This is a genomic window from Polynucleobacter sp. IMCC 30228 (assembly GCF_021395205.1).
Taxonomy (GTDB): domain Bacteria; phylum Pseudomonadota; class Gammaproteobacteria; order Burkholderiales; family Burkholderiaceae; genus Polynucleobacter.
Map to the genome: position 1 here is coordinate 280,075 of NZ_JAJVCS010000005.1, position 26,826 is coordinate 306,900.

The 26,826-nt window shown below is 42.3% G+C and carries 25 protein-coding genes and 1 pseudogene; 16 read left to right on the plus strand and 10 right to left on the minus strand.

Annotated elements, in window-relative coordinates; all coding sequences use genetic code 11:
* Position 1 precedes the first annotated feature (1 nt).
* From LZT21_RS10615 to LZT21_RS10630, 4 genes are all read left to right on the plus strand, one after another.
* Positions 2–1,069 carry a TauD/TfdA family dioxygenase gene (locus tag LZT21_RS10615; RefSeq protein ID WP_233925234.1) on the plus strand — a complete coding sequence of 356 codons (1,068 nt, stop codon included), beginning with the start codon at positions 2–4 and terminating at the stop codon, positions 1,067–1,069.
* 94 nt (positions 1,070–1,163) lie between these two features.
* On the plus strand, positions 1,164–1,562 hold the full coding sequence (locus LZT21_RS10620; protein ID WP_233990745.1) for a VOC family protein: 399 nt from the start codon (positions 1,164–1,166) through the stop codon (positions 1,560–1,562).
* 67 nt (positions 1,563–1,629) lie between these two features.
* Positions 1,630–2,943 (plus strand): sulfatase-like hydrolase/transferase, encoded by a 1,314-nt coding sequence (locus LZT21_RS10625; RefSeq protein WP_233990748.1) that lies wholly within the window; start codon positions 1,630–1,632, stop codon positions 2,941–2,943.
* Between the two features lie 68 nt (positions 2,944–3,011).
* Complete coding sequence (locus LZT21_RS10630; RefSeq protein ID WP_233990750.1) at positions 3,012–3,926, plus strand: tripartite tricarboxylate transporter substrate binding protein; 915 nt, start codon at positions 3,012–3,014, stop codon at positions 3,924–3,926.
* 159 nt (positions 3,927–4,085) lie between these two features.
* Here the strand turns inward: LZT21_RS10630 and LZT21_RS10635 are convergent, their stop codons facing one another.
* The 8 genes and pseudogenes from LZT21_RS10635 to phnD form a co-directional block, all read right to left on the minus strand.
* Positions 4,086–4,850 carry a Bug family tripartite tricarboxylate transporter substrate binding protein gene (locus tag LZT21_RS10635; RefSeq protein ID WP_370634824.1) on the minus strand — a complete coding sequence of 255 codons (765 nt, stop codon included), beginning with the start codon at positions 4,848–4,850 and terminating at the stop codon, positions 4,086–4,088.
* A 26-nt stretch (positions 4,851–4,876) separates the two neighbouring features.
* A protein-coding gene (locus LZT21_RS10640) for an IS3 family transposase (protein WP_233990752.1) occupies positions 4,877–5,964 on the minus strand; the annotation gives its coding sequence in 2 pieces (ribosomal slippage) (positions 4,877–5,712 and positions 5,712–5,964; 1,089 coding nt in all).
* A 59-nt stretch (positions 5,965–6,023) separates the two neighbouring features.
* A pseudogene (locus LZT21_RS10645) lies at positions 6,024–6,236 on the minus strand (tripartite tricarboxylate transporter substrate binding protein); the annotation flags it as partial.
* A gap of 40 nt (positions 6,237–6,276) precedes the next feature.
* A complete protein-coding gene (locus tag LZT21_RS10650) occupies positions 6,277–7,119 on the minus strand; it encodes an HAD family hydrolase (protein ID WP_233990754.1) in 843 nt (280 codons plus the stop codon).
* Positions 7,120–7,138: 19 nt separating this feature from the next.
* Positions 7,139–7,948 (minus strand): phosphonate ABC transporter, permease protein PhnE, encoded by an 810-nt coding sequence (gene phnE, locus LZT21_RS10655; protein WP_233925225.1) that lies wholly within the window; start codon positions 7,946–7,948, stop codon positions 7,139–7,141.
* On the minus strand, positions 7,945–8,703 hold the full coding sequence (gene phnE, locus LZT21_RS10660; protein WP_233925224.1) for a phosphonate ABC transporter, permease protein PhnE: 759 nt from the start codon (positions 8,701–8,703) through the stop codon (positions 7,945–7,947). Before phnE (LZT21_RS10660) ends, phnE (LZT21_RS10655) begins: the two co-directional genes overlap by 4 nt.
* A gap of 29 nt (positions 8,704–8,732) precedes the next feature.
* Positions 8,733–9,500 (minus strand): phosphonate ABC transporter ATP-binding protein, encoded by a 768-nt coding sequence (gene phnC / locus LZT21_RS10665; protein ID WP_233925223.1) that lies wholly within the window; start codon positions 9,498–9,500, stop codon positions 8,733–8,735.
* Complete coding sequence (gene phnD / locus LZT21_RS10670) at positions 9,501–10,508, minus strand: phosphate/phosphite/phosphonate ABC transporter substrate-binding protein (protein WP_255696516.1); 1,008 nt, start codon at positions 10,506–10,508, stop codon at positions 9,501–9,503. It lies immediately after the preceding gene.
* 155 nt (positions 10,509–10,663) lie between these two features.
* Here phnD and LZT21_RS10675 point away from each other — a divergent pair, with 155 nt between their 5' ends.
* Positions 10,664–11,170, plus strand: coding sequence for a DUF1993 family protein (locus LZT21_RS10675; RefSeq protein ID WP_233935634.1), 507 nt, complete (start codon positions 10,664–10,666; stop codon positions 11,168–11,170).
* Between the two features lie 50 nt (positions 11,171–11,220).
* A complete protein-coding gene (gene katG / locus LZT21_RS10680) occupies positions 11,221–13,416 on the plus strand; it encodes a catalase/peroxidase HPI (protein ID WP_233990756.1) in 2,196 nt (731 codons plus the stop codon).
* Here the strand turns inward: katG and LZT21_RS10685 are convergent.
* Positions 13,413–14,414, minus strand: coding sequence for an ABC transporter ATP-binding protein (locus tag LZT21_RS10685; RefSeq protein ID WP_233990757.1), 1,002 nt, complete (start codon positions 14,412–14,414; stop codon positions 13,413–13,415). The two genes, katG and LZT21_RS10685, sit on opposite strands and share 4 nt — an antisense overlap.
* Positions 14,415–14,560: 146 nt before the next feature.
* Here LZT21_RS10685 and LZT21_RS10690 point away from each other — a divergent pair, with 146 nt between their 5' ends.
* The 6 genes from LZT21_RS10690 to LZT21_RS10715 all read left to right on the plus strand — a co-directional run bounded on the left by LZT21_RS10690 (position 14,561) and on the right by LZT21_RS10715 (position 20,683).
* Positions 14,561–16,141 (plus strand): iron ABC transporter permease, encoded by a 1,581-nt coding sequence (locus tag LZT21_RS10690; protein ID WP_233935649.1) that lies wholly within the window; start codon positions 14,561–14,563, stop codon positions 16,139–16,141.
* An 86-nt stretch (positions 16,142–16,227) separates the two neighbouring features.
* Positions 16,228–17,319: an extracellular solute-binding protein gene (locus LZT21_RS10695; protein WP_233990758.1), complete on the plus strand. Its 1,092-nt coding sequence runs from the start codon at positions 16,228–16,230 to the stop codon at positions 17,317–17,319.
* A gap of 36 nt (positions 17,320–17,355) precedes the next feature.
* Positions 17,356–18,348: a tripartite tricarboxylate transporter substrate binding protein gene (locus LZT21_RS10700; RefSeq protein WP_233935659.1), complete on the plus strand. Its 993-nt coding sequence runs from the start codon at positions 17,356–17,358 to the stop codon at positions 18,346–18,348.
* An 8-nt stretch (positions 18,349–18,356) separates the two neighbouring features.
* Complete coding sequence (locus LZT21_RS10705; protein WP_233935661.1) at positions 18,357–19,130, plus strand: hypothetical protein; 774 nt, start codon at positions 18,357–18,359, stop codon at positions 19,128–19,130.
* A gap of 4 nt (positions 19,131–19,134) precedes the next feature.
* The gene (locus LZT21_RS10710; protein WP_233925201.1) at positions 19,135–19,956 is read left to right on the plus strand and encodes an aspartate dehydrogenase; all 822 of its coding nucleotides are present in this window, start codon (positions 19,135–19,137) and stop codon (positions 19,954–19,956) included.
* A 46-nt stretch (positions 19,957–20,002) separates the two neighbouring features.
* Complete coding sequence (locus LZT21_RS10715; protein WP_233925200.1) at positions 20,003–20,683, plus strand: RraA family protein; 681 nt, start codon at positions 20,003–20,005, stop codon at positions 20,681–20,683.
* Positions 20,684–21,016: 333 nt separating this feature from the next.
* On the opposite strand, the gene LZT21_RS10720 is transcribed toward LZT21_RS10715, so the two are convergent.
* Positions 21,017–21,571, minus strand: a complete 555-nt coding sequence (locus LZT21_RS10720) for a YSC84-related protein (protein WP_233935663.1) — start codon at positions 21,569–21,571, stop codon at positions 21,017–21,019.
* Between the two features lie 70 nt (positions 21,572–21,641).
* Here LZT21_RS10720 and LZT21_RS10725 point away from each other — a divergent pair, with 70 nt between their 5' ends.
* From LZT21_RS10725 to LZT21_RS10740, 4 genes are all read left to right on the plus strand, one after another.
* A complete protein-coding gene (locus LZT21_RS10725; protein WP_233990760.1) occupies positions 21,642–22,817 on the plus strand; it encodes an FAD-dependent oxidoreductase in 1,176 nt (391 codons plus the stop codon).
* Between the two features lie 80 nt (positions 22,818–22,897).
* Positions 22,898–23,605 (plus strand): outer membrane beta-barrel protein, encoded by a 708-nt coding sequence (locus LZT21_RS10730; protein ID WP_233990762.1) that lies wholly within the window; start codon positions 22,898–22,900, stop codon positions 23,603–23,605.
* Positions 23,606–23,797: 192 nt separating this feature from the next.
* On the plus strand, positions 23,798–25,138 hold the full coding sequence (locus LZT21_RS10735) for an FAD/NAD(P)-binding protein (RefSeq protein ID WP_255696517.1): 1,341 nt from the start codon (positions 23,798–23,800) through the stop codon (positions 25,136–25,138).
* 219 nt (positions 25,139–25,357) lie between these two features.
* On the plus strand, positions 25,358–26,826 hold a 1,469-nt coding region (locus LZT21_RS10740), incomplete at its 3' end, for a cache domain-containing protein (RefSeq protein ID WP_233990766.1).

Genomic DNA, 26,826 nt, shown 5'->3' on the forward strand with positions numbered 1-26,826 from the left:
GATGTCTATATTCGCTTTAGAGCCACCGCCGATAGCTGTTGAGGGACCAAGCGTCTGGACTGGGGCCGAGATGTTGGCTGAGCCGTTATGGATTGTCCCTTGGAAACCAGAGCAGCTAGCTGAAATGCGTGCCGCGGCTTTGCACTTTCAGGCACTCAATTTGCCTTTTGAGCAAATTTCACCTGATAATTTTCCGCTTACACAACTTAAGCCATTTTTGGGTCGTTTATTGACCGAATTACTGCATGGCAGAGGGTTTGTATTGCTACGCGGTATACCAGTACAAGATTTGGGTATTGAGCTTGCTGCCATCATCTATATGGGCTTAGGCGTTCATTTAGGTACCTTGCGAAGTAGTAATGGCAAAGGCCACTTATTGGGTCATGTTTGCGACCAAGGTGTCGACATTACTAAGACGGGTGGACGTTTTTATCAAACGAATAAAAAACTTGATTTTCATACAGATTCAGCTGATCTTGTGGGCTTGCTATGTTTACAAAAGGCTAAAGCGGGCGGTGAATCTTTTATAGCTAGCTCGATGAAGTTGTATAACGAAGTGGTGCGCCGGCGCCCTGATTTAGTTGAGGCGTTATTTATGCCTTATCCAACGGATCGGCGTGGCGAAGTGCCGGAGGGACTGCACCCTTGGTTTGATATGCCTATTTTTACTTGGTATGAAAATCATTTATCTTGTGTTTATATTCGTCAATATATTGAAGCGGCACAAAATAATTTTCCTGAAGCGAAGCGCTTAACTACCGATCAACTTGCAGTCATGGATTTAATCGATGAAATTTTAGCTGAGCCTGGCTTTGTTTTGCCTATGGCTTTTGAGCCTGGTGATATGCAACTTTTGCATAATCATCAAATCTTGCATTCCCGTAATGATTTTGAAAATTGGCCCGAACGGGAGCGTCAGCGGCATTTATTACGGCTATGGATGGCCCCTAAAGAGGGTAGACCATTACCTGATTATTTTAAAGCCCGCTGGGGCTCAACCCAAGCAGGTGAGCGAGGTGGTATTATTGTGCCTGGCACTAAATTATCAGTAGAGCTTGATTATCAGTAGAGCTTGAGACCCAATAGAGCGAGATTGTTGAGGGCTTAAGGTCTCCTAATACAGATAAAAATTAAGTATTTTTTAAAAAGTTGAATGGAAAAAAATGAAAAGTATTATCGATCGCATTGATCATCTAGTATTAACTGTAACCGATATTGAGGCTTCTACCCAGTTTTATGAAAAGGCCCTTGGCTTTGAGCGTGAATTTTTCACTGGACCTGAAGGGCAGCCGCGTTACGCCTTGCGCTTTGGGCAATATAAAATTAATTTACAAGATCGTGCCACTGAAACACCGACCAAAGCAAAAGTACCCACGATTGGTGCTGGTGATTTTTGTCTGATTGCTGCCATTCCGCTTGATGATGTGATCACCCATTTGGCGGCTAATAATATTGCGATTGATGTTGGGCCTGTTGCTAGACGGGGTGCCTTGGGCCCAATTCGGTCAGTCTATCTACGCGATCCTGATGGGAACTTGGTAGAGGTGTCTGAGTATATTTAAGATGCTAGCTGAGAAACTGAATCTTAGTTTCTTCTTCAAATTCGGATATTTAGCAAATTAATAACTCATGAATCGCCCTAATATTATTTTTATTGTTGCTGATGACTTGGGTTATGCAGACCTAGGCTGTTATGGCGCCAAGTCAAACGCTTCACCCACGCTTGATCGGTTAGCGCTCAATGGTCTCCTTTTTACTCAGGGTTACTCGAATTCTCCAGTCTGCTCGCCAACGCGCTTTGCTTTGATGACTGGACGATATCAGTATCGCTTGCGTGGGGCAGCAGAGGAGCCAATTAATTTTAAAAGTAGAGGCAATACAACTTTAGGATTGCCAGTGGATATCCGCACTTTGCCATCGATGCTCCGCGAGGTGGGCTACCAAACTGCCTTATTTGGTAAATGGCATCTAGGCTTTCCGCCACAATTTGGACCTTTACTTTCGGGCTACGATGAATTTTTTGGTCCAATGGCAGGTGGAGTTGATTACTTTACCCATTGTGACTCACAGGGAATTCATGATCTTTGGCTCAATGGCGAGGAGACCGCCGAAGAAGGGTATCTAACGGATTTGCTTTCCAATAAAACTATTGAATATATTCAGAAAAAATCTGCTGTGGCAAGGGCGGGAACCCCTTTTTTTATTAGCCTTCATTACACTGCCCCACATTGGCCCTGGGAAACAAGAGATGATGCCCATCTGGCAAGTGAAGTAAAGAATAATTTATTTCATCTGCATGGCGGTAATGTAAAAACCTATCAGCAAATGATCCATCATATGGATGAAGGTGTTGGCAAAATAGTTGCCACACTTCAAGCAGAAAATTTGTTGAATGATACCTTGATTATTTTTACTAGCGATAACGGTGGCGAGCGGTTTTCTGATAACTGGCCTTTAGTCGGCGGGAAAATGGATTTGACTGAGGGGGGCATTCGCGTTCCCTGGATTGTGCATTGGCCAGCCCTCATTCCTCAAAATAAAGTGAGTACGCAAATTGGTATCACGATGGACTGGACGGCAACGATATTGGATATTGCTGGCGCTCATATAGACCCAGAATATCCCCTCGATGGCGTCTCAATGCTGCCTATTTTAAAAAATGCTAATCACCTATTTGAAAGGCCTCTGTTTTGGCGCATGAATTATCGAGGCCAGCGGGCTTATCGTTTAGATGAATGGAAGTATCTTAAGGTCGATGAAAATGAGTACCTTTTTAATATTGGAGCAGATGAGCGTGAGCGAGCAAATTTAGCTGAATATTTTCCTGAGCAGTTAAGGTCAATGCGAGAATCTTGGCTAAGTTGGAATTTAACGATGCCAGAAATTCCGCAGGGTGCTAATATCAGCGTAGGTTATTCAATTCAAAATATGCCCCAGAGATAGGTGAAAACTTGAAGCAAAAAATCAAAATAATATTGTGTTGCATTTTTATTTTATTTAGTTCGTACAGTATGGCGCAGTCGCCACAGTCTTACCCAAATCGACCAGTTAAATTAATTGTGCCCCTAACGCCTGGTTCTGGGGTTGATATTGTGGCGCGGATTGTGGCCAAGAATTTAAGTGAAACTTGGAAGCAGCCGGTAGTAGTTGAAAATCGCCCTGGAGCTGGCGGTTTAATTGGGACGGGCGCAGTAGTGAACGCGGAACCTGATGGCTATACACTTTTAGTTCAGTCCGCTTCTTATGCGGCTAATCCCGCAATTTATAAAAAATTACCTTACGATCCTTTAAAGGCCCTAGTAGATGTCAATATTTTAGGAATTACCCCCTATTTAATGTCCACCTCTCCTAGTGGGCCGTATCAATCTCTTAAGGATCTGGTCTTGGCAGCCAAAGCCAAGCCAGGAGAAATTCCCTTCGCCTCTGCAGGCATTGGCAGTTCAACCCATTTAGCGGCAGAATATTTCAATCAAATTGCCGGCATTAAAATGGTCCATGTGCCATACAAGGGTGGACCAGATGCCATGCAAGATCTGATGAGTAATCGGGTTGCCTTTTTTATGATTGCTTTTGATACCGCAATTAGACAAGTTAACTCTGGCAAATTAAAGGCCTTAGGGGTAACGACCCAAACACGCTCAGAGGCTGCTCCTAATATTCCAACGATTGCTGAACAGGGCTACCCTAGCTATGACATGAGTCTGTGGTTTGGAGTATGGGCCCCTAGCGCAACACCGGTAGCAATCATTCAAAAAATTAATTCTGATATTAATTTGGCCATGCAAGATAAGGAAGTACAGAACGCGTATGCAAAGGCGGGCATTCGCTCAAGGCAAATGACAACAGATGAGTTTAAGAAATTTGTGCGAACAGAAATGACAAAATATGAAAAGATCGCACAGTTTGCTGGTATCGAGGCTCAGTAAGCAGTAGCTTATTTAATCGGCTCAGTATATGAATCTAGGGTTATACCCATAAAAGATCATCTTGAAAGAAAGCACTACTGAGATTAGATTAATAAATAGAAATTTTAGCTTGTAAAACCTAGTTTTTATTCGCACTTTGTTAGAAAATACCGAGATTAATTAATCAATCGGCTTTATATCTAGCTCTACAGCTAGTTTTTGCCAGCGGTTGCTGTCTTCTTCAACCTTACGCTTCATTTCTTCTGGGGTAGGGGATGCAACCTCAAGCGCCATTCCACTCAAGCGCTCTCGGACATCAGGCATATTTAATACCTGCTTCATTGCTAAAAAGATTTTATCGATAATGGGTTTTGGTAGATTAGCTGGCCCCATAATGCCGAACCACTGTTCATAGTCCATGCCATTAATTCCCAATTCAGCAAAGGTAGGTATTTCGGGAAAATCACTATTCCGCTTGTTACCAGTCACAGCTAATGGGCGTAGTTTTCCAGCTTTTATGTGGGTTCCTGCGCTAGCCATGGTGGTAATCATGACGTTTACTTGCCCACTCATTAAATCAATCATCGCTGGTGAAGATCCCTTATAGGGAACACTAATAAAATTAAGCCCAGAGCGTGCTTTAAAAAGATCAACGACAACGCTACCAGTGCCAGCAATTGCCATGGTCATTTTGCCAGGATTGGCTTTTGCAAAAGTAATAGCTTCACGAGCAGTTTGAACTTGAAAATAGGGGCTTGCAACTAAAAATGCTGGCGATCGACCAATTAGTGAAATCGGTGTGAAATCTTTAAGTGCGTTATAAGGCATCTTACGGGTATAGATGGGCGTACTAGTATGGAATACATCGACTAGAACTAAGGTGTAGCCATCGGGCGCAGCTTTAGCGACGTAATCGGTGCCAATAATCCGGTAATCCCCCCTTATTTAACCGAACCCAGAAGTAGGATTCATTAAGCAACCATGGCCAGTCGCTGTTTCGGGGTAATGCCGCCCAATGCCATGTTTGGACGTTGATAATTGTATTTATACATCCATTGCGTTGCAAAGTCTTGAACTTCGATAATGCTTTGCCAGTAATGCTGGGATAACCACTCATATCTGACGGTACGATTAAAGCGTTCGACATACGCATTTTGTTGTGGTTTGCCTGGTTGGATATGCTGTATGTGGATTTGATGCTTTACTGCCCACTCCATCAGTCTGCCGCTCACCAGTTCCGGCCCATTGTCCGCCCGAATAATGCCGGGCTTACCGCGCCAAGCAATGATTTGATCTAAAGCGCGGATTACGCGCTCGGATGGCAATGAGAAGTCCACTTCAATGCCTAAGGCTTCGCGGTTAAAGTCATCGATCACGTTAAAGAGGCGGATGAATCTGCCATCTTGTAACTGGTCGTGCATGAAGTCAATCGACCATACTTGGTTAATGCCAAGCGGTACGACCAAGGCATCGGGTTTATCGCGCACCAAACGCTTACGCGGCTTGATGCGTAGGTTGAGCTCAAGCTCGCGGTAAATGCGGTAGATGCGTTTGTGGTTCCATTTGAAGTCCTTGACGTTGCGTAGGTATAAATAGCACAGCCCAAAGCCCCAGCTGCGGTTGTTATCCGTTAGCCGAACGAGCCAGTTGGCAATCTGCTCGTTCTTGGCATTACTCTTAGCTTCATAGCGGTAGCAGGTCTCGCTCACGCTAAAGATGGCGCAGGCCAATCGGATGGGGATACTTTTGTCTCTAACAGCCTTTTGGGCCATCTCACGTCTGCGAGATGGCCTCACCACTTTTTTGTGATGGCCTCGTTTAGTATTTCTGCTTTGAGCTTTTCTTCGATGTACATCTTCTTAAGGCGGGCGTTCTCAGCCTCGAGTTCTTTCATGCGGGCCATCATCGAAGTATCCATACCGCCGTATTTGGCGCGCCACTTGTAGAAAGTAGCAGTGCTGATACCCAGCTCACGACAGACTTCTGGGACAGCTAAGCCAGCATCGGCCCGTTTTAGGGCATCCATAATCTGACTGTCGGTAAATTTAGAACGTTTCATGCAGAACTCCTCTAATAGAGAAAATTCTACCTCTGAGTTCAGTTAACCTGCGGGGGGATTACCATCCCTCCTGCACCTCCTTTGTTATCAACTACTACAGTTTGTTTTAATACGCCCGATAATTTATCAGCAATTTGCCGGCCAATGCCATCAGAACTGCCGCCTGCAGGAAAGGGAATGACTAATTTGATTGGTCTGGAAGGGTAGTCGGGTACCGGGTTTGCTTGGGCATTAGTGTTACTAGGCAAATAAAAAAGACCCGTACTCAACATTAATGCAATTTTTACAATAAAAATTTTTCTAGTAATCATCTCAAGATCCATTCACGATAGTTGATACAGAAGATTTTGATCTGATCAGGACTTCACTTAACTCAGAAAAACCTTTGCCCCCCTTAGATTTAGTAACCCATTTGGGCATAAACTCTATTCTATCCCGATAGTCTAATACATTAGCAACTCCAAAGGAATGTCTGAAATAAGAGAACATTGGAGCATCATTTGGAGAATCGCCTATAAAGAGACAAGCTTGATTATAAGTTTCCAAGTCTTTATGAAAGAGGGTTTTCATCATTAGTTTAGTGGTACTTAGCTTGTCCCATTGACCCAACCAAAGATTGACATGAATCGAGCTTAATTTAGCTGTTACATCATAGGAAGCAAGAAATTGTAGAAGTGCTTCTAAGTCTTGAGCTGAATATGGCGGCACATCCTCTTTAACATCAATAGCTAAGTCGTAAAGGCGTGAAAACTGATCTGAAGCAAAAATAATTTCTGGATATTCTTTAATTAATAACTCTTTTATTTTTAAAAGGCGCTGAGCATAAATATTCCTTTGGTTTTGATGGAGAACATGATGGGTGCAAAGTTTTTTTGAGACTTTATCCTGCCACATATAAAAGGCTCCATTTTCGCCAACAATAGCATCTACTGGCCACTGTCTGACAATTAGGTCACACCATCCAGCCGGTCTTCCTGTAACTGGGATTACTTTATAACCCGCATTTTGAAGGGCGGCTATTGCAGTAAAAGTTTCAGGAAGTAATTTCCCCCCGTCTGTAATAGTGTCATCTATATCTGTAAATACATACTCAATTTCTGCGACAACCTTTGTAGGTAGATCAGCAATTGGCTTGGGATTGATTAATCGGCTCAAGGAATAATTGCTCAAAAAGTCAAATTAATTTTTTGCGGATTTGTGTCACGATAATTTCAGCAATTACAACGATAATAAAAATACATAATAGTATTAATGAAACACGAGTCCACTGAAATAGATTTAGTGCAGAATCGAGTGCCATCCCAATACCCCCAGCACCAACTAGGCCCAAGACTGAAGATTCGCGAATATTAATATCCCAACGAAATAAGGCAATTGACCAAAAACTTGGCGCAATCTGAGGCCAATAGCCTTTGGTAAAAATTGAAAGCCAAGGTGCACCACAGGCTTTTAATGCTTCAATGCTGTTCATGTCAGCAGTATCAATTGACTCGCCCAGTAACTTACCAACAAAACCAATTGATCGAAAAGCAATTGCAAGAGTGCCAGCTAGAGCTCCTGGACCAAAAATCGCCACAAATAATAAGGCCCAAATAATTGAATTAATTGATCTTGAGGCAACTAAAATAAATTGTGCGATTAAATTAATAATGCGAAAAGGTATTAAGCGATAAGAGGCGCAAAGCCCAATGGGAAAGGCAATTGCTAATGAAATAATAGTGCCTAAAGTTGCAATATGGATTGTATCCAACAAGGCTTCATGAATTCCCTTTGGGTAGTAGTCAAAATCAATTGGCCACATACGCAAAAATAGATCCTGCACCTGTTCTGGAGCATCTAATAAAAACTCGGGGATAACTTCAACATTTTTAGCTGAGAAAATAATTAGTGCGATGGCTATAAGCGATAAAAAAAATCGAAGTTGTACTTGAATAAAGCTATAACGCGACCAAGTACTAGGGTATTCTTTTTGGGATGTAATCATGATTCGTTTTCAATTCGACTTTGTTTTCCGGTAAGTAGAATACGAATCAATTTAGCTAATAATTCGCCAGTCATAATCATTGCGATGATGGCGAGCAAAATAGCGCATACAAAGTCATAGTCGAAGCGTTGGAAGGCGGCAAATAAAGTACCTCCAATACCTCCAGCACCCACAATTCCCACCATTGTTGAGTTTCTTAAATTAGAATCGATTTGGTAAGTAACAAAGCCAATAAAGCGGGACATCACTTGGGGGAAGACGCCATAATCTAGCACGCTTAAAAATGGCGCACCTGTTGCTTTAATGGCTTCAACTTGTTTTGGCGATATTTCTTCAATTGCTTCAGCAAAGAGTTTGGCAATAAATCCAATTGAAGCCACAATTAGGGTCAAGATGCCTGCTAATGCACCAAAGCCAACTGCTTTAACAAAGAGAATAGCAACGATTAAAGGATGAAAACTGCGACAAAGGGCAATCACCGTACGCGCAATCCACGTTACCCATTTGGGCATTAAGTTGCGCGCTGCTAGAATGCTAAGTGGTAATGAAAGAATCACCCCGAAAAAGGAAGCCAATATAGCAATTTCCAGACTTTCTTGTAAGCCTTTAAACATCGACTCTGGTTGCATTACATGTGGGGGAAACATCCGACTTAAAAATTGTGCACCATTATGGATGCCGAGGACAAAGCGATCCCAAGTAAAGTCAAGCCTAGACATAGCGTAAATCACATAAGCAAAAAAAATCGCCCACATGATTTTTGTTTTATAGGATGGGGAGAATGCTACTGAAGCCAATCCTTGCCACCATATATAGACCTTAAAACCGAATCATTCAATTGTTCTGGCGAGCCGTCATAAATGATTTTGCCTTCAGACATGCCAATGATTCTGGTAGCAAATCGTTTTGCTAATTCAACATCATGCATGTTGACTATTACTGGAATATTGAGCTTATTACCTAACTCTTGCATCAATTTCATTATCTCTACAGAAGTTTTTGGATCCAAAGAAGATGTAGGCTCATCGGCTAATAATAATCTTGGGCTTTGCATAATTGATCTAGCAATACCAACCCGTTGGCGCTGACCCCCAGATAGAGAATCAGCCCGTTGATTTTCAAAACCCCGTAAGCCAATCAAATCTAATAATTGATAGGCTTGCTCAATATCGGTCGGCGGGTAAATTCTGAGCCAGGCTTTTAATGCTGAAATATAGCCGAGGCGTCCAGAGAGAATATTTTCCATTACGGTCAGACGCTCTACTAAATTAAATTCCTGGAAAACCATCCCAATTTGACGCCGTGCCTTTCTAAGCGAGCTAGAGTTAAGTGTGACTAAATTCTCACCACAAAAATTAATTATTCCTCGAGTGGGCTCAACCAGACGATTAATGCAGCGAATCAGGGTTGACTTACCTGTACCAGAAGGGCCAATGATGGCTATGAGCCCACTTCCCTGCACAAAAATATTGATATTTGATAATACCAATTTACCTGGGACATACTCCTTATAAAGATTTTCAATCTTTAGCGTGGTGACACTTAAACTCATTTAATTTTTAGCAGCAGCTTTTTTGCGAGCCTCTTCTTCGCGGGAAGTCTCTTTATCGTAAGCAGAGCGATTAAATTTCTCCCCGCCATTTTCAGCAACTTGGCGTACTATGGCCCAATCTTTTTTATAAGTTATCGGGAAAAAACGATCGGCACCATCAAAGGCTTTTTTCATATCATCCGTAAAACGGTAATCGAAGAAGCACTTAAGTAGTTGATCTCTAAACTTTGGCTCTAAGTTATAAGCATATGCAAAAGAGGAAGTTGGAAATTTAGGGCTTTTATAAATAATGCGGAAGTCATCTTCATTTATTTGACCTCTTACTGCCATGCGATGAAATACATCTGAGGCAACTGCTGCACCATCATAATCACCTGAGCGAACCCCTAAAATTGATTGATCATGTTTACCAGAAAAGAGAATGTTGTAGTCGGTTCCTGGCGCAAGACCCTCTTTTGGAAATAAAGCCATTGGTGCCATGTGGCCAGAGTTTGAGGATGGGGATGTATGGGCAAATTTTTTGCCTTTCAAATCGGCCAGCTTTTGATAAGGGCTAGATTTTTTAACAACCACTAGCAAGTTATATCCCTGAAATTCTTTTTCGGTACCTTTAACAGCAAAAGGAACAGCGCCGGCAATATTGACAGCAAAGGCGGTTGGGCCTGTTGAAAACCCGCCCACATGTAAGCGGCCTGAGCGCATAGCTTCGATTTCTGCAGCATTCGACTGCACTTGGTAAAAAATGACTTTTTTACTGGTGCATTGGGCTAAATGGTCGGTAAAGGGTTTGAACACCTTTTCATATACCGCCGGGTCTTCAACGGGGGTATAGGTGAAAACAATCGTAGATGGCGTTTTAAGTAATTTAGGGTCGGTTGGGGTATCGGCAACCATATCGCCATTTTGGTCGCAATATTGGGGGTCAAGATCCCCACTGCTTTTGCATGCAGTTTGGGCAAAAACAGCGTATGACATCAACACTAGCAAGCTAAATATAATGCGCTTCATGCTAATTCTCCCTGTAAGTCTAATTAGTGTAATTATCTTATTTTAGACCCCTAAATATAGCCGATCTAAATGGCCGCTGGTAGTTCTGCAAAACTAATATTACAAGAGTAACATCAGAATCCTTATTACTATTTTTCTCTTCCTAAAGGCTAATGATGACGATTTCAATGTACCAAGCTAGCGCACCACGATTAATTCATGTTTTAAAGAATCTATCGGCTATTTTAGATAAGACTCAAGCCCATATCGAGGCTAAAAAATTAGATGTCACCGCCTTTACTTTGTTTCGTTTATTTCCCGATATGCTTAACCTCACGCGGCAAATTCAAATTGCTGCTGATACTGCAAAGGGCGTAGTTGCCCGATTAGCTGGCGTGGAAATTCCGGTGTATGAAGATAATGAGCAATCTATTGCAGATTTGAAGTTACGTATTGCTAAAACAATTGCTTTCATCGAAGGCATTAAACCTGAGCAGATTGATGGCACCGAAGATAAAGATATTATTACCAAGCGAGGCGATAAAGAGACCCATTACAAAGGCCTCCAGTTTTTATTAGGGCATGCCTTACCTAATGTCTATTTTCATGTCACCACTGCGTACAATATTTTGCGTCATAACGGCGTTGAGATTGGTAAACGCGATTATTTAGGTAGCATTTAACTGCGCATTCATTCAATCAATTTTTAAATCATTTATTTTAGGAAAGCTTCATGTCACCTGCAGCCACTTGCCCGTTTTCTGATAGCGCGGATGATCGTGCCTTAGCCAGACACACCACGAATGCCGACTGGTGGCCCAATCAATTGGATCTCAAGCTTTTAAATCAACACTCACCGCTAATTAATCCGATGCCTAAGGATTTTAATTACGCCAAAGAATTTCAAAGCTTAGATTTACATGCTGTTATTAAAGACCTCAATGCTTTGATGACAAACTCACAAGCATGGTGGCCCGCTGACTATGGGCACTACGGCCCATTCTTTATTCGCATGGCATGGCATAGTGCAGGCACTTATCGCATTGGCGATGGTCGTGGAGGCGCAGGTTCTGGCACACAACGTTTTGCGCCACTAAATAGCTGGCCTGATAATGGCAATCTCGATAAGGCACGCAGATTGATTTGGCCTATTAAGCAAAAGTATGGTCGTAAAATTTCTTGGGCTGACCTCATGGTGCTTGCCGGTACGATTGCGCTGCAGTCAATGGGCTTAAAGATTGTTGGTTTTGCCGGTGGGCGCGAAGATGTCTGGGAAGGTGAAGACATTTATTGGGGTTCAGAAGGACAGTGGCTAGCCGATAAGCGTTATAGCGGTGACCGAGAATTAGAAAAGCCACTCGCTGCAGTACAAATGGGCTTGATCTATGTAAATCCTGAGGGTCCTGATGGTAACCCTGATCCACTAGCTGCTGCGCGCGATATACGGGAGACCTTTGCCCGTATGGCGATGGACGATACTGAGACGGTCGCTCTCATTGCTGGCGGACATACCTTTGGTAAAGCCCATGGTGCTGCTGATCCAGCAAAGTATGTTGGCCCAGAGCCCGAAGCTGCACCGATTGCAGAACAAGCCTTTGGTTGGAAAAATACTTTTGGAACTGGCTCTGGGGATGATGCGATTACTAGCGGCTTAGAAGGCGCATGGACAACAAATCCTATCCAGTGGGATAACAACTATTTTGATCATCTATTCGGTTATGAGTGGGAGTTAACAAAGAGCCCCGCAGGTGCTCATCAATGGACGCCAAAAGAGGCATCGGCAGCCGGCACCGTACCTGATGCACATGATCCTGCTAAGAAACATGCACCGATGATGTTTACAACCGATCTGGCCTTGAAGATGGATCCAAGTTACCGCATTATTTCGGAGCGGTTTCATGCCCATCCAGAAGAATTGGCGGACGTTTTTTCTAAGGCTTGGTACAAATTAACCCACCGTGATATGGGACCTATCTCACGTTATCTTGGTCCCCTTGTACCAAAGCAGCAGCAATTGTGGCAAGACCCGATTCCTCCAGTCACTCACCCCTTGATCGATGTAGAAGATATAACTAACTTAAAGCAAAAAATATTAGCATCACCGCTCTCAATTGCACAGTTAGTAAAAACGGCTTGGGCATCAGCAAGCACATTTCGGGGAGGCGATAAACGTGGTGGAGCTAATGGCGCTCGTTTACGTTTGGCGCCGCAAAAAGATTGGCCAGTCAACCAGCCCGCCGAGTTGGCCACTAGTTTGCAAATACTAGAGGCTATCCAAACAGAATTCAATGCTTCACAGACTTCTGGAAAAAAAGTTTCACTGGCTGATTTAATTGTTCTAGGCGGGAATGCAGCGATTGAATCGGCAGCCCAGAAAGCAGATCAAGCGCTAACGCTACCATTCTTTCCTGGTCGGACTGATGCATCGCAAGAGCAAACTGACATACATTCTTTTGCTGTACTGGAGCCACGTGCCGATGGGTTTCGTAACTACATGGGTGATGGCAATGTGGCTGCAGCCGCCGAACGCTTAATTGACCGCGCCAATCAGTTGACCCTGACAGCACCTGAAATGACGGTATTGATTGGCGGCATGCGGGTTCTCAATGCCAATTTTGATCAGTCAGCATATGGTGTTTTCACGCAGCGCCCCGAGACCTTAACGAATGATTTTTTTGTTAATTTACTGGATATGAATACTAAGTGGCAGCAAAGAGATGCAGCTACTGGCGTGCTTGAAGGCATGGATCGAGCAACAGGAAAGCTGAAGTGGTCTGGAACGCTGGTCGATCTTGTTTTTGGTTCTAATTCACAGTTACGCGCGCTAGCAGAGGTTTATGCTTGTGCTGATGCGCAAACTAAGTTTATCAATGATTTTGCCGCAGCTTGGAATAAAGTGATGAACCTAGACCGTTATGATTTAGCTTAATCTGCTTCTTGATTAAATGTGACGACATGATCGGCAACTAAGTGAATACCAATTTTTTCACCAATGGCATGATCATGATGACTGGGAACAAAGGCAAAAATTTCAGTACCTGATGCAAGCTTTAGAGTATAGAGAAAATCGGCACCTCGAAACGTTTTTCTCACTACCTCAGCTTGCGTTGGGCTGGCATCATCATGTTGAATATCGTCAGCACGAAGTAGTACATCAATTTCTTCGCCAACTACGTTACTGTGGCCGGGATCTAAATCTAATTCGCCCAGCTCGATATTTACTTTTCCACTAGCTTGAACCACTCCTTTGACAAATACGCCGCGACCAATAAAGTCGGCAATATAACGATTAATCGGTTTGTGATACAGCTCATAAGGGGAATCCCATTGCATCACTTTGCCATCAACCATCACCCCAATTTGATCGGCAATTGCAAACGCTTCGAATTGATCGTGAGTGACCAATAGAGCGGTTATCTTATTGGCCTTGAGAATGGCGCGCATTTCCCCTGCAAGGCGCTCTCTTAATTCAATGTCTAGACTAGAGAATGGTTCATCAAGCAAAATGAGGTCGGGTTCGGGGGCCATTGCTCTAGCTAGGGCTACACGTTGTTGTTGCCCGCCACTAAGCTCATGAGGAAAGACATTGGCTTTATCTGCCAATGAGACCCGCTTTAACCACTCTATAGCTAGGGATTTTCTTTGAGCGCCGGGAAAATGTTGCAAACCAAAAGCGACATTTTCTAAAACTGTCAGATGTGGGAAGAGAGCAAAATCTTGAAACACCATACCAACCCGTCTTTGGCTTGGCGCGATATGAGTGGCAGGCGAGCTAACAACGGTATTACGAAGCAGAATTTCGCCTTTTTGTACGGGTTCAAAGCCGCAAATGGCCCTGAGCACAGAAGATTTACCGCAGCCCGAGGAGCCTAATAAACAGCCAATCTCACCTTGCTGCAGCTCTAGATCTAGATCATTAACAGCCATAACCTGCCCCTGCCCAGTGTGATTAGGATAGGTAATTTCAAGGTGTTTTATTGAAAGCAGGGGGCAATTCACGTTCATCCCTATAATTTTCTCATTAATGTAAATGGTTTAATACATAACTAAAGTCTAAACGGATTGTGGATTTGATGAGTCGAATCGTCGTACCGCTGGCACTCTTATTGTTTTTGCCCCTGTTTGGCTTGGCGCTCCCATTTTTATTGCCAGAATTCAGCGGCAACGCTGATAGTGCAAGTAACACGCTAGTGACTAGCACGCTAGCTCATTTATGGCATTTTGTCCTTGGGGATTACCTCGTATCGACATTGGCATTAATTTTCGGGGTGGGAATTGGCGTATTTATTCTTGGAGTTGGGAACGCTTGGATAATTGCAAGCTATCAATTTCCTGGCAAGAAATTTTTTGCATGGGCATTAATTTTGCCTTTGGCTGTACCGACTTACGTAATGGCGTATCTTTTTGTCGATCTATTGCAATTTTCAGGGCCCGTGCAAAGCGCAATTCGATCTTTATGGGGATTAGATTCTTTATGGTTTTTTCCTGACCCAAGATCATTAAGTGGCGCAATATGGTCTTTTTCTTTTTGCTTATATCCGTATGTTTATTTAATTACTCGCACCGCTTTTTTAGAGCGAAGCAGTCGTTTGATCGAAGTTTCTGAAACTTTAGGTTACAGTGAGATGCAGGCCTTATGGAAATTGATCTTACCGATGGCTAGGCCCGCAATCTTTGCGGGAATGGCGTTGGCCCTCATGGAAGTTTTGGCTGACTTTGGTGCAGTCTCTTACTTTGGGGTGCAAACTTTTGCCACTGGCATTTTTAAAGCTTGGCTATCTTTTGGTGATCGTATGGCCGCAATAGAGCTGGCACTGGGTTTACTCGGTTTTGTTTTATTCATCTTTTTTATTGAACAGCGTAGTCGTTCTCAACTGCGCTATTCATCCTCTTTCCAAAGTAAGTCTTTGGCTAAGACCTTACATGGTAGACGTGCATTACTAGCGTTTTTATTTTGCGGTCTAACCATCACCTGCGGTTTTCTATTGCCCGCATTTGCACTACTGCAACTGCTTTACAAACAAGGCTTTAATCTCGACATACGATATTTTGCATGGCTTGGTAACTCCTTATCGGTGTCTTTCATCACTGCCTTCACCTCAGTCTTATTAGCCTTATTTTTTGCCTATGCTGTGAGATTACATGCACGCTTGGCTTGGGTTAATCGTTTATTGAGCTTTGGGTATGCCTTACCAGGCGCAGTTTTGGCCATTGGGGTACTTTCTTTTTTAGAAATTTTTCAGATTGCTTGGTGGGTTTCTGCCAGCATACTTATTTTGATTTACGCATATCTAGTACGATTTTTATCCTCTAGCTTGCAAACTGTTGAAGCAGGTTTAGCGCGGATTACCCCCTCAATGGATGGCTCGGCAGCATTATTTGGCTTATCTCAGTTACAGATTTTACGAAGGGTGCACGTACCGTTACTCCAGCGGAGTCTGCTTACCGCTGGATTATTTGTTTTTGTTGACGTGATGAAAGAATTACCTGCCACCTTACTGCTACGCCCATTTAATTTTGATACCTTAGCCGTAGCCACCTACCAATTAGCGGCTGATGAGCGCTTGGCAGAGCTAGCATTACCATCCCTAACTATTGTGCTGGCTGGTCTTTTGCCGGTCTTGGTGCTATCTCGGCTCATGTCAAAGCCCTAATTCTTAATTGATAATCATTCTTATTTGTGATATATTAGTTCAAATCTAATTAAATCTAGCTTGAGAATAGGGCATTCGTAATAGAAATGAGAAAACAAAATTTGACGCAAAAGATTCCGCTCGCCTTAAGTGTGAGCACATTAATTATTGCTTTATTACTCATCAGTTTTTGGGCTACTAATCCTGTGATTGCACAAACAGCGAATGAAACAAAAGAGCTTAATTTATATTCCGCTCGACACTATCAAACCGATGAGGCTCTCTACAGCGACTTTACTAAGAAGACGGGAATTAAAATCAATCGGATTGAAGCAGATGACAATGCCTTAGCTGAAAGATTAAAGAGCGAAGGCAACAAAAGTCCAGCCGATGTTATTTTGATGGTTGATGCAGCGCGTCTTTGGCGGGCACAAATTGATGGTTTCTTTAAACCCATTCAATCGCCCTATTTGGAAAGCCGAATTCCAGCAAATTTACGCGCGAAGCCTGATGCACAAGGCACGACCTGGTTTGGTTTTTCGACTCGAGCGCGTTTAGTTGTATATAACAAATCTACAGTGAAGCCTCAGGATGTGGATACCTACGAAAAATTAGCAGAACCTCTTAATAAAGGCAAGGTTTGCACCCGCTCAGGTGCACATCCTTATATGTTGTCGCTCATTGGGGCGATGATCGAGCGTCGCGGAGAAGAGGCAACCGAAGCTTGGGCCAAAGGAATGGTAGCCAATATGGCACGACCCCCAAGAGGCGGTGATACCGATCAAATTAAGGCCGTTGCTGCGGGTGAGTGTGGTGTGGCCCTAACTAATTCTTATTATTTAGTGAGATTATTGCGCTCTAAAAATCCAGAGGATCAGGCCATTGTTTCTAAAATTGGCTTTGTCTGGCCCAATCAACAGACCTCTGGCGTACACATTAATATTGCTGGGGGCGGGGTAGCGAAGAATGCGCCGCATTCTCAAGCAGCAATTCAATTTCTAGACTACTTGGCAAGTGACTCTGCGCAAGAGTATTTTGCTAATGGAAATAATGAGTGGCCAGTCGTTAAGTCAGTAAAGTTAGAAAATGAAGGACTTAAAATGCTCGGGTCATTTAAGGCCGAAAATATTTCAATTGCGGCAATTGGTAAGAACCAAATTGCCGCACAAAGATTGCTAGATCGGGTGGGGTATAAATGAGAAGCTAAACTATAGGCTAATCAAAGCGGAGAAAACATGAAGATTAAAAACTTTAGTATCGGCCTTACTAGTTTATTAACTTTTTTCTGTACTTTTTATTTTGGTCTTAGTCATGCGCAAACGACTAGCACTTGGCCAAATGGGCAAGCCGTTCGCATTATTGTGCCTTTTCCAGGTGGCGCGAGTACATTAGATTCGGTGGTTCGCGCCATTTCACCAGATATGGGAAAGGTTTTGGGTGTATCAATCATTGTTGATAACAAACCTGGAGCGGGAACGGTAATTGGAGTAGATGCTACTGCCAAAGCAACTGATGGCCATACTGTTGGTGGCGTTGCTAATAGCTTTACGGTAAATCAGAGTTTGGTGAAGAATTTACCTTATAACTTAAATAAGGATTTACAGCCGGTTATTTTGATGGCTAAAACTGCAAACGTGTTGGCTGTGCGCCCAGGTTTGCCGGTGAATAATTTAAAAGAACTTATTGCTTATGCCAAAAAGAATCCAGGAAAGCTATCTTATGGTTCTTTTGGTAATGGCACTACAGCACACTTCGCCGGTGAGATGCTGAAGTCCCAAGCCGGAATTTATGTTGTGCATATTCCTTATCGGGGCCAAGGTCCAGCCCTAACCGATTTATTGGCGGGTAATATCGATATGATGTTCGGCAATCTACCCGATTTCTTGCCGCATATTAAATCAGGAAAGCTCAAGGCGATTGGTACTACCTATTTAACTCCTGCACCACTAGCCCCTGAGATTCCAACTATTGCCGAGCAAGGTTTTCCAAAATTTGAGACCGATTCTTGGTACGGTATTGTTGCTCCCGTAGGCCTTTCAAGGGATGCCGTAGATAAAGTCAATAGTGCAATTAATCGTGCTTTACAAGATCCCGCTATTAAAAAGAGTTTTTCCGAGCGCGGTATAGAAATTATTGGCGGTACACCGGCAAAATTTGGCGAGCATATTCAGGCTGAAATTGCTAAGTATGCTCAAATTGTTAAAGCTTCTAGTATGACGATTGATTAGCGCAGAACATGAACTCAGCAATCGAATTTACAGCAGGCAATTATCGCTACCTGCCTAGTGTTTTTCAATATTCTGCAGGAGTAGCCGCGCTTCCTACATATCGCCTTGAGCAAATTCGCTTTGAGCGCGCCATACCCTTGCAGGATGGCTTTAGCGCAATCGAAAAACATTTGCGTCAGATAGGACGCCCAATGACTGCTTTTGCTCATTGTGAACTGCGCTCACCTCAGCAATTCGATGATCAAGGCTTTATTGCATTTAATCAGGAGTATGTTAAACAATTGGCGGCCTGGGGAATTTATCAAGCCCCAGTAGATGGGAAGAGCGCTATTAATCCTGTTGCCCGAACCAATGTATGCCCAGAACATCATGGTCCACAAGTCGTTTCCATGTTGGCTTTTACCTATACCGTGCCAGATCCTCTGTCCAAAACTAGTTTTGTTTTATCCGGCGGCGGTGACGCGAGAAAGGGCGCTGAACCTTATAGGGATCGGATCATTGCTTATGGCGATATCTCGCAGGCTGGCCTCAGACAAAAAATGGCTTTCGTTATTGCAGAAATGAATTCTCGATTAACGGCACTGGATTTGACATGGCAGGATGTTACTAAAGTACAAGCTTATTCGATTCATAATATTGCTGATTTAGTGAGAGAGTTACTATCTAAGCCTGATTTAATACCGAATGGACTTTGTTGGCATTTTGCAAGACCACCTGTCGCGGGCTTGGAGTTTGAGATGGATTTGCGCGGCTCTGTTAATGAATTATTTTTGAATGAATAGCAAGATGACTAGTACACCTAAAAAAATCCGCGTAGCTATTGCTGGGCTTGGGGCAATTGGGAAATCACTGGCGACTAAATTAGCAGCAGGAGTCGTTCCAGGAGTTGAGCTCACTGCAGTTTCGGCTAAGAATCACGATAAAGCGCAAGCCTTTGTGAAGACTTTGGCACACCCCGTGAAGGTATTGCGTATCGACGAACTAGAACCACACGCAGATGTGATAGTGGAGTGCGCACCAGCTGAATTCTTGGGCGATATTATTGGCCCATTTCTAAGGCAACAAAAGAAAGCAATAGTATTATCGGTTGGCGCAATTTTGTTTAGACCTGATTTAGTTGAATTGGCTAAGCAAACTGGTGGAGTAATTATGGTACCTACTGGCGCCTTAATTGGCTTAGATGCCATGGTTGCCGCTGCCGAAGGCAAAATTCATTCTGTGCGAATGATTACCCGTAAACCACCTAAGGGTCTTGAGGGCGCACCTTATTTAATTGAGAATCGTATTTCTGTAGAGGGCTTAACAGAGCCTCTAAAAGTATTTACCGGGAATGCCAAAGAAGCAGCTAAGGGATTTCCAGCTAATCTGAACGTGGTTGTGGCACTAGCATTAGCTGGTATCGGACCAGATAATACATTTTTAGAAATTTGGGCTGATCCGACGGTGACGCACAATACTCATACCATTACGGTTGATTCAGATTCAGCAAAATTTAGTATGACGATGGAAAATATTCCCTCTGAAAATCCACGCACTGGACGTATCGTGGCACAGAGTGTAGTTGCAATGCTAAGAAAGCTCACCTCCCACTTTCAGGTGGGAACTTAAGCGATTTTAAAATCATGCCTATTAATAGGTTTCATAAAGGCTTCAAATGAATTTAACTGCGGAACAAAAAGAATCGATTCGCTTACGGTATTTAGAGGTGGACACATCAAATGTTGCTGATGTTTTAGATAATCTGAATTTATTGCAGCAAGGATTAGCGGCTGACTTTAGACCTTACCCTGAAACTTGCAAGCGCTTGGCAGGGTGGGCCTATACCATTCGAGGGCAAATGACTCCTTATGCTCAAGGTGGTGATGCCGATAAGATGGCAGCATGTCAAGGCTTGTCTCCGGGCGAGATTAGCGTGTGGAGCGGCAATGGCGAAGGCATTTGTTATTTTGGCGAGTTAATTGCGCTCGGCATGAAGGAAAGAGGGTGTGTAGGCGCATTACTTGATGGGGGCATTCGTGATGTGCGTTGGCTTGGAGAGCATCAATTTCCTGTATTTGCACGCTATAAAACCTCAGTCCAATCAATAGGAAGATGGAAGGTGAATGCTTGGCAGATACCAGTTTATCTTCGTGGCCATGATGGTAGCAATGTAACCGTACGCCCTGGCGATTTCATTTTGGCAGATGAAGATGGAGGCATTGTGATTCCGGTCGAGATAGTAGAAAGTGTCTTAATCGAGGCAGAGCGTTTAACTGTGATCGAGAAAAATATTCGCACTGAAATTGCCAGCGGACTTAGTCTTGCAGAAGCGTTAAAAAAATATGGACATGTTTAAGGCCTTACTGAATGTCTTCAATTCTGCAAATACTTGACTAAATTACTTGACAATTAGCAATGATTCAGATATAGTGTAGGTTCTGGTCAGGACTCGTTCTGACCAAGAGGTCGGAGCTAGAACCAATAGGCTATTGTCAAGGATGCCCGGCCTCTCAAAAGTAATACGTAGTTAACCGCCAGAGACAAACTGGTGAGATCGGGGGAAATCCCCTCCAGCGGAATACTGGTAAACACAGGCTAAGCTGCAGAGATAAGTACTGTCAGTCAATGCCCAAAATTCATTATTGTTACAGAGTTAAAACCAGCTCCACTGGGGTCTTGTTCCGTTCTTTTATTGGTCAAGCTTGGTAATTTTGTTGCCTTGAATGCCTATGCCAGCCATCAATCCTTTTTGACTAAAGATAAATGCGTAAATATCAACTTGTGTGTTGATAGAAGTCATTGATGTCGCAAATCCTTGATCGACGACGACAATGCTCGGACCAGTACCAATTTCAAAGCCTTGAGTCGAATCAAGCGCGTCAAGCGCACTTTCTTTCATAAAAAATAGCACATAGCCATATTGTTGAGCTCCAGCTTGTAATCCAAATGAGCCGCCAGCAGTATTGTAGTAAGCAGTCGGCTTATTTTTTTTCCACAACACACCTTCACCATAGTGGCCACCAATCATAAAGCCTGCTTTAGTAATTACTGGAAAGACCAGAACAGCTATTGCCGATGCATTTAACTTTCTCGCTTCAACATTTTCTTTCAGTAAATTAGTGAGGGCTGTTTTAGAACTATTGTTCAACTCAGATACGTTTACGGCTAAGGCCGAGGGGCTAAATAGCTGTAGAAAAAACAAGCTAGAAATTAGAAAGTAAATACTGCAAATGACTTTTTTCATTGGAATTTAAAGAATTAATTTGATAAAAATAGTTTATTCTATATTTTTTAAATTATATCAAGGTCGCTGCATGAGTCATTCATCTCGCCGTTACTTTTTACAATCGTCCGCAGTTGGAGTTGCTGCCTTAATTGGCAACTCGGCACTCGGGAGCACTCCTGACATTCGCAAAATTACCCCACCGAATTTTAATGACGCTTATTTAGGCCAGCGAATTCTATGCTACCGCCCCATGAGACATGGCTCACCTAATTTAAGTGTAGTAAAAGAGGGAAATAAAATCATTGCCCATAATTATGGCCATGGGGGCAGTGGTTGGACTTTAGGTCCCGGTTCTGCAAACTATGTAAACGAGCTACTGATCAATACTCAGTATGCGATGGACCTTGCTAATAAAGCTACGCCTATCGCCATCATTGGCGTCGGCGTAATTGGCCTTTTCACGGCATATGATTTAAACAAGCGGGGTTTTAGCAATATTACTATCTATGCTGATCGAGTCGATTCATTAACTTCTCATAATGCTGGCGGTCTACTCGCGCCAGTATCGATGGATAATTCACCTGAGATGCAGGTCACCATCGACCGAATCGGGGTAGAAGCTTATCGCTTTTATGATGGTATTGCTAAAAATAAGAATAAAGACTTTAAAGGGGGCGCATTAATTGTGCCAACTTATTTTAATAATCGCCAAGACTCAGGATTAGAGCCCTATGTTGGAGTTGTTATGCAGCCAGCAAAAGAGGTGATATTGGATTTTGGAAATGGCACCACCAGACCCATGGTGGTTTATGACGATGGTATATATATGGATACAGCTACCCTGATGGGAGAATTGCACCAATATATTAAGGCTAACAAGATTAAAATTGTTAAAAAGAAAATTAATTCTTTTGCAGAGGTTCAGCAAAAATTTATTTTTAACTGTAGCGGCCTAGGATCAAATCAATTGGCAAACGATGCCGAAGTAGTGCCAGTTCAAGGGCATTTAATTATGCTAAAAAATCAAATACCACAAAACATGAATTATATGATTTTGGTTTACTTTGGCGAAGGCAAGACTGAGGCGAACCAAAAGGTAAAACGCTCGTTCTATATTTTTCCTAAACGCTTAGCTAACTCAACACCCAAAGATATTGGGGTTATAGGCGGCACATTTATTGAGGGAGGCAATCCAAATATGCCCAATCTTAAAGAGTTTGATTTGCTGCTGAAGGGGGCGAAGGAGTTTTACGGCTTAAGTTAAAAATTGCTTTATCAGTTAGACTAAGAATTCCCATATCTTATGGGTAAAAATAAGTAAAAAAATAACAAGAGGAGAGCACAATGTATTTTTATAAATCTATCTTAGGATCAGTTCTAATACTTAGCGCTGGTGCAGTGCATGCACAAGCTTCAAGCTTTAATGGCGCATTTGGGCAGCTTGGTATTGGATATGAGCAATCATCGCCAAGTTCAGTTAGTAGCTCAGCCGCATTTAATGGATACGCCATTCCCGCTAACTCATCCATGGGAAATTCAAGTTATTTAATTGGCACAGGTTCGGTGGGTTATTACGCCGATATTGCTAAAGGCTATTTATTAGGCGTCGGCGCCGAATATACCTTAGGAGGTAGCGCGCAAAATTATACGGAGTCAGGGAGCATACGAGGTACAACTTATAGTTCGGGAAATTATTATTACCAAAAAAACTATTCTTATAATATTTTTCTCTCTCCTGCCATGGTGGTTGGCACGAATGGCTTAGCGTATTTGAAGGTTGGTTATAGCGGCGCACAGTACAAGCAATTTACATCCTTATCGTCTAATTACACTGGCTATTCATTGGGTCTTGGATATAAGCAAATCATTTCAGGCGGTCTCTATGGTTTTGGCGAAGTAAATTATGCAAATTACGGCAACCAAACTGTTTCTACTAGTGCAAGAGTAAATACTGGCGCTACTGGTACGGGGGCTGTCGATACCTTAATAGCCTCTGGCACCAATGGGATGAGTACTTTAAATTTCCTGGTTGGCGTAGGATATAAGTTTTAAGTGTTTCAGAAGTCTTAGAATTATCAAGGGCTAAATCAGTAATCCCCCGCTAGAAATGGTGGGGGTTTTTTATTAGAAGAATCGTAAGAAATTTATTTTGCATGATTACTGCTTCTCGAATATCCCAGTTTAAGAATCGATCACATTAAAAGCGAAATATATTATTAACATTAAATTGAAAAAGAAGAGCTATTGCATAAATCGAATGAAATTGTAATTGTAGGAGACGGATTTGCTGCCGCCATCATGGTTATCCATCTTTTACGCAAGGGAGTCCCTGCTTCATCTATTACTCTTATTGGGCCAGGAGAAATCGGACGCGGAAATGCCTATTCCTGTGCGAGCCAATCGTATCGGCTTAATGTTCGCGAGGATCTACTCATTACTTTTTCAGATGATCCTTTGCATTTTGCAAGGTGGGCACAGAGCCATATTCATGACCCAGAAGCAAAAACGACAGCTGGATATTTTTATAGGCGGCATGATTTTGGCCGTTATATTTCTGAACTAGTGTCGCATGAATTAGGTTTGCGGCAACTGAAACGTATCCCCACCAAGGTTACGCAAATTCTTCGTAGAGGAGATGATTGGACTCTTAGTCTAAGTAATCAGGATCAGCTCATCGCTAAACAGCTCATTATTGCAACAGGTAATGCGCCACCTAGCTGGCCTTGTAATGTAAATACAAAGCTTGCTTCCCCAACTTGGATTCATACTCATCTGGTAGAAAATCCATGGGCCGGCGAGTATCTGCAAGAAGTAGGATCTCATGAAGATATTATTTTGCTCGGCGGCGGATTAACGGCGCTTGATGCGATAAACGCGCTTGTAGAACAGGGTCACCGCGGCATGATTTATGTAATTAGCCCACGAAAAATCTTTCCTCCAGTTCAAGCGCCGTGGCAAAGACAGCAGGAGCCTAAATGGCCTAAGCAGTTAAGCCCACGACGCTTTATCCGGTTTATGCGTGAGTATCTTCCCTCTGTTGATGCAGCTACTTCAGAATGGCAATGTTCTTGGGAAGAATTAAGGGTTAATTTAAATACGATTTGGCAGCAATTTTCTTCTAAACAGCGTCTTATTTTATTGAAACGGGTAGGTTGGATCTGGTCTTTATACCGCTTTCGGGCCTCACCTCAAACCATTGCTAGCTATGAGCAATTAAGAGCAAAAAATCAGATTCATTTCATCTTGGGTCGAGCACAGCTAATTAGCTGTGCTCGACCTAATATTAAAGTGCTACTAGATAATGGTTACGAGGCAGTAGGTGAGAGAATAATTAATTGCACGGGTGTTGGGGTCGATCCTTTATTGAGCAATTTGATCACTAGCCAACTTGCCATACCTGACGATCTACAGCAATCAATTGCAGTAGACACCAATCTCCGAGTGCTCGACTCGAATCAAAAAGCATGGGAGAACTTGTGGCTAATTGGTCCAGCCACAATGGGCAGTTTGGGCGATGTCGTAGCCGCGAGCGCCATTACTAAGCAGGCGGAGCAATTAGCAGAGCAGATGAAAATGCGTGTGTAAAGCTCTGGAGCACACTCTATTAATTTGTCTCTAAAACTGATCTAATTTATGCATGAATTTACATAAAACATCAGCCAAGCTCCTCAATATAACCGCTAGGAACGGAAAAGCTGGTAGCATGATGCCTAAGTTGATTGCTGGTGAAAAAAGGGAAGATCAAACCACTATTTCAGTTACAAAAATCTGATCTTAAAATAGGCTTTATTAAATATTCTTCTTATGAGCAAAGATAAAAAGTTTTTACCAAATTTTATAAAACAAAATATAAATCTAAGGATTAGCATAAGCGTTATATTTCTAATGCTAATTATTCCTGCATTTATTACTTTTATTTTTTATTCTTATCGCACTAACTATTTAATCTATAAGCAAAATGCAATTAATTTAGTTGTGAGGGCAAACGAAGAATCAATTCATAGTTTAATTGAATTTCTTGATCCAATAGTGGATGCGGTAAGAGTGACTTCAAAGATGGTTGCCTCCAATCCTGAGTTGATAAATCAAGAAAAGATTACTGAGCATAGTATTGTTAATTTAGAAAATAATTTAAATGTAGTAAGCTATTTTTTATCTTCAAAAGATGGCTCATTTAGACAGGTACAAAGGACTAATCAGGCCATTCCCATTGCAGGACGTGTTCCTCCGGAGGGATCACAATATGTGAGTTGGGTGATTGATCGTAGTAAAAATCAGAATGGAGAGTCTACCTATACCTTTTTTAAGTCCTGGGGTGATGTGATAGCAAAGTTCACATCCCCAAACAAATATGATCCTCGAGAAAGACCTTTTTATAAAGGCATAACTAAAAATTTCTCAGAAGGAAAGTTTGATATACCTCTAATAGAGGACCCATATTTTACTAATAGCACTAAACAAGCTGTTATTAGCATTAGCCATCCTATTACAGTCAGTAATCAACTATTAGGAAGCGTCACTGCTCAAGTTAAAGTTGCATCATTTGCTGATTTTTTACTCAAAAATAAAATTAGCAAAAATAGTCAGACTATTATTTTTAACGAACAGGGCGATGTAATTGTTCACCCTGAAGTAAATTTAGGTTTTATTAAAGAAAAAGATACTTTAGTACCTAGGAAGATTGTAGATCTAGATTCATCTCCTGCTTCGGTAGCTAAAAAAATATATGACCAAATTGGATCGAAACAGATTGAATTTACTTTTGGGGAAAATAAAGTTCCCTATCTTGCAAATTTTAATTCTTTTCCTGCCAATTATATAAAGCCTTGGATCGTCATGACAGTTGTTCCTCTAGATGATTTTATGGCTGAGCTTAATATAATCAATCAAAGGTTAATTATCTTTGGTATCTTTGCATTTATCTTAATTGCATTTCTGACATTCTATTTTTCGAAACTGATATCTAAACCTTTAGAATCCCTCACAACTGAAATTCAAAATATATTCACTTTTAAAAGTGATGATTATCCACAGGTTACCTCTAGTATTTATGAAATTAGTACATTATCTAATGCTATCAAAAGGTTAAAGTCGACAATAGCTGCCTTTACTTCCTATGTACCTAAGGACCTTGTCAATGACCTGTTAAGTTCAGGCAAAGCTATTGAGCTAGGTGGTGAGAGTCGTTATCTCACTGTTTTATTCTCAGATTTAAAAGACTTCTCCACGCTATCTGAAATCACACCTTCCAGAGAGCTACTATTACGAGTTTC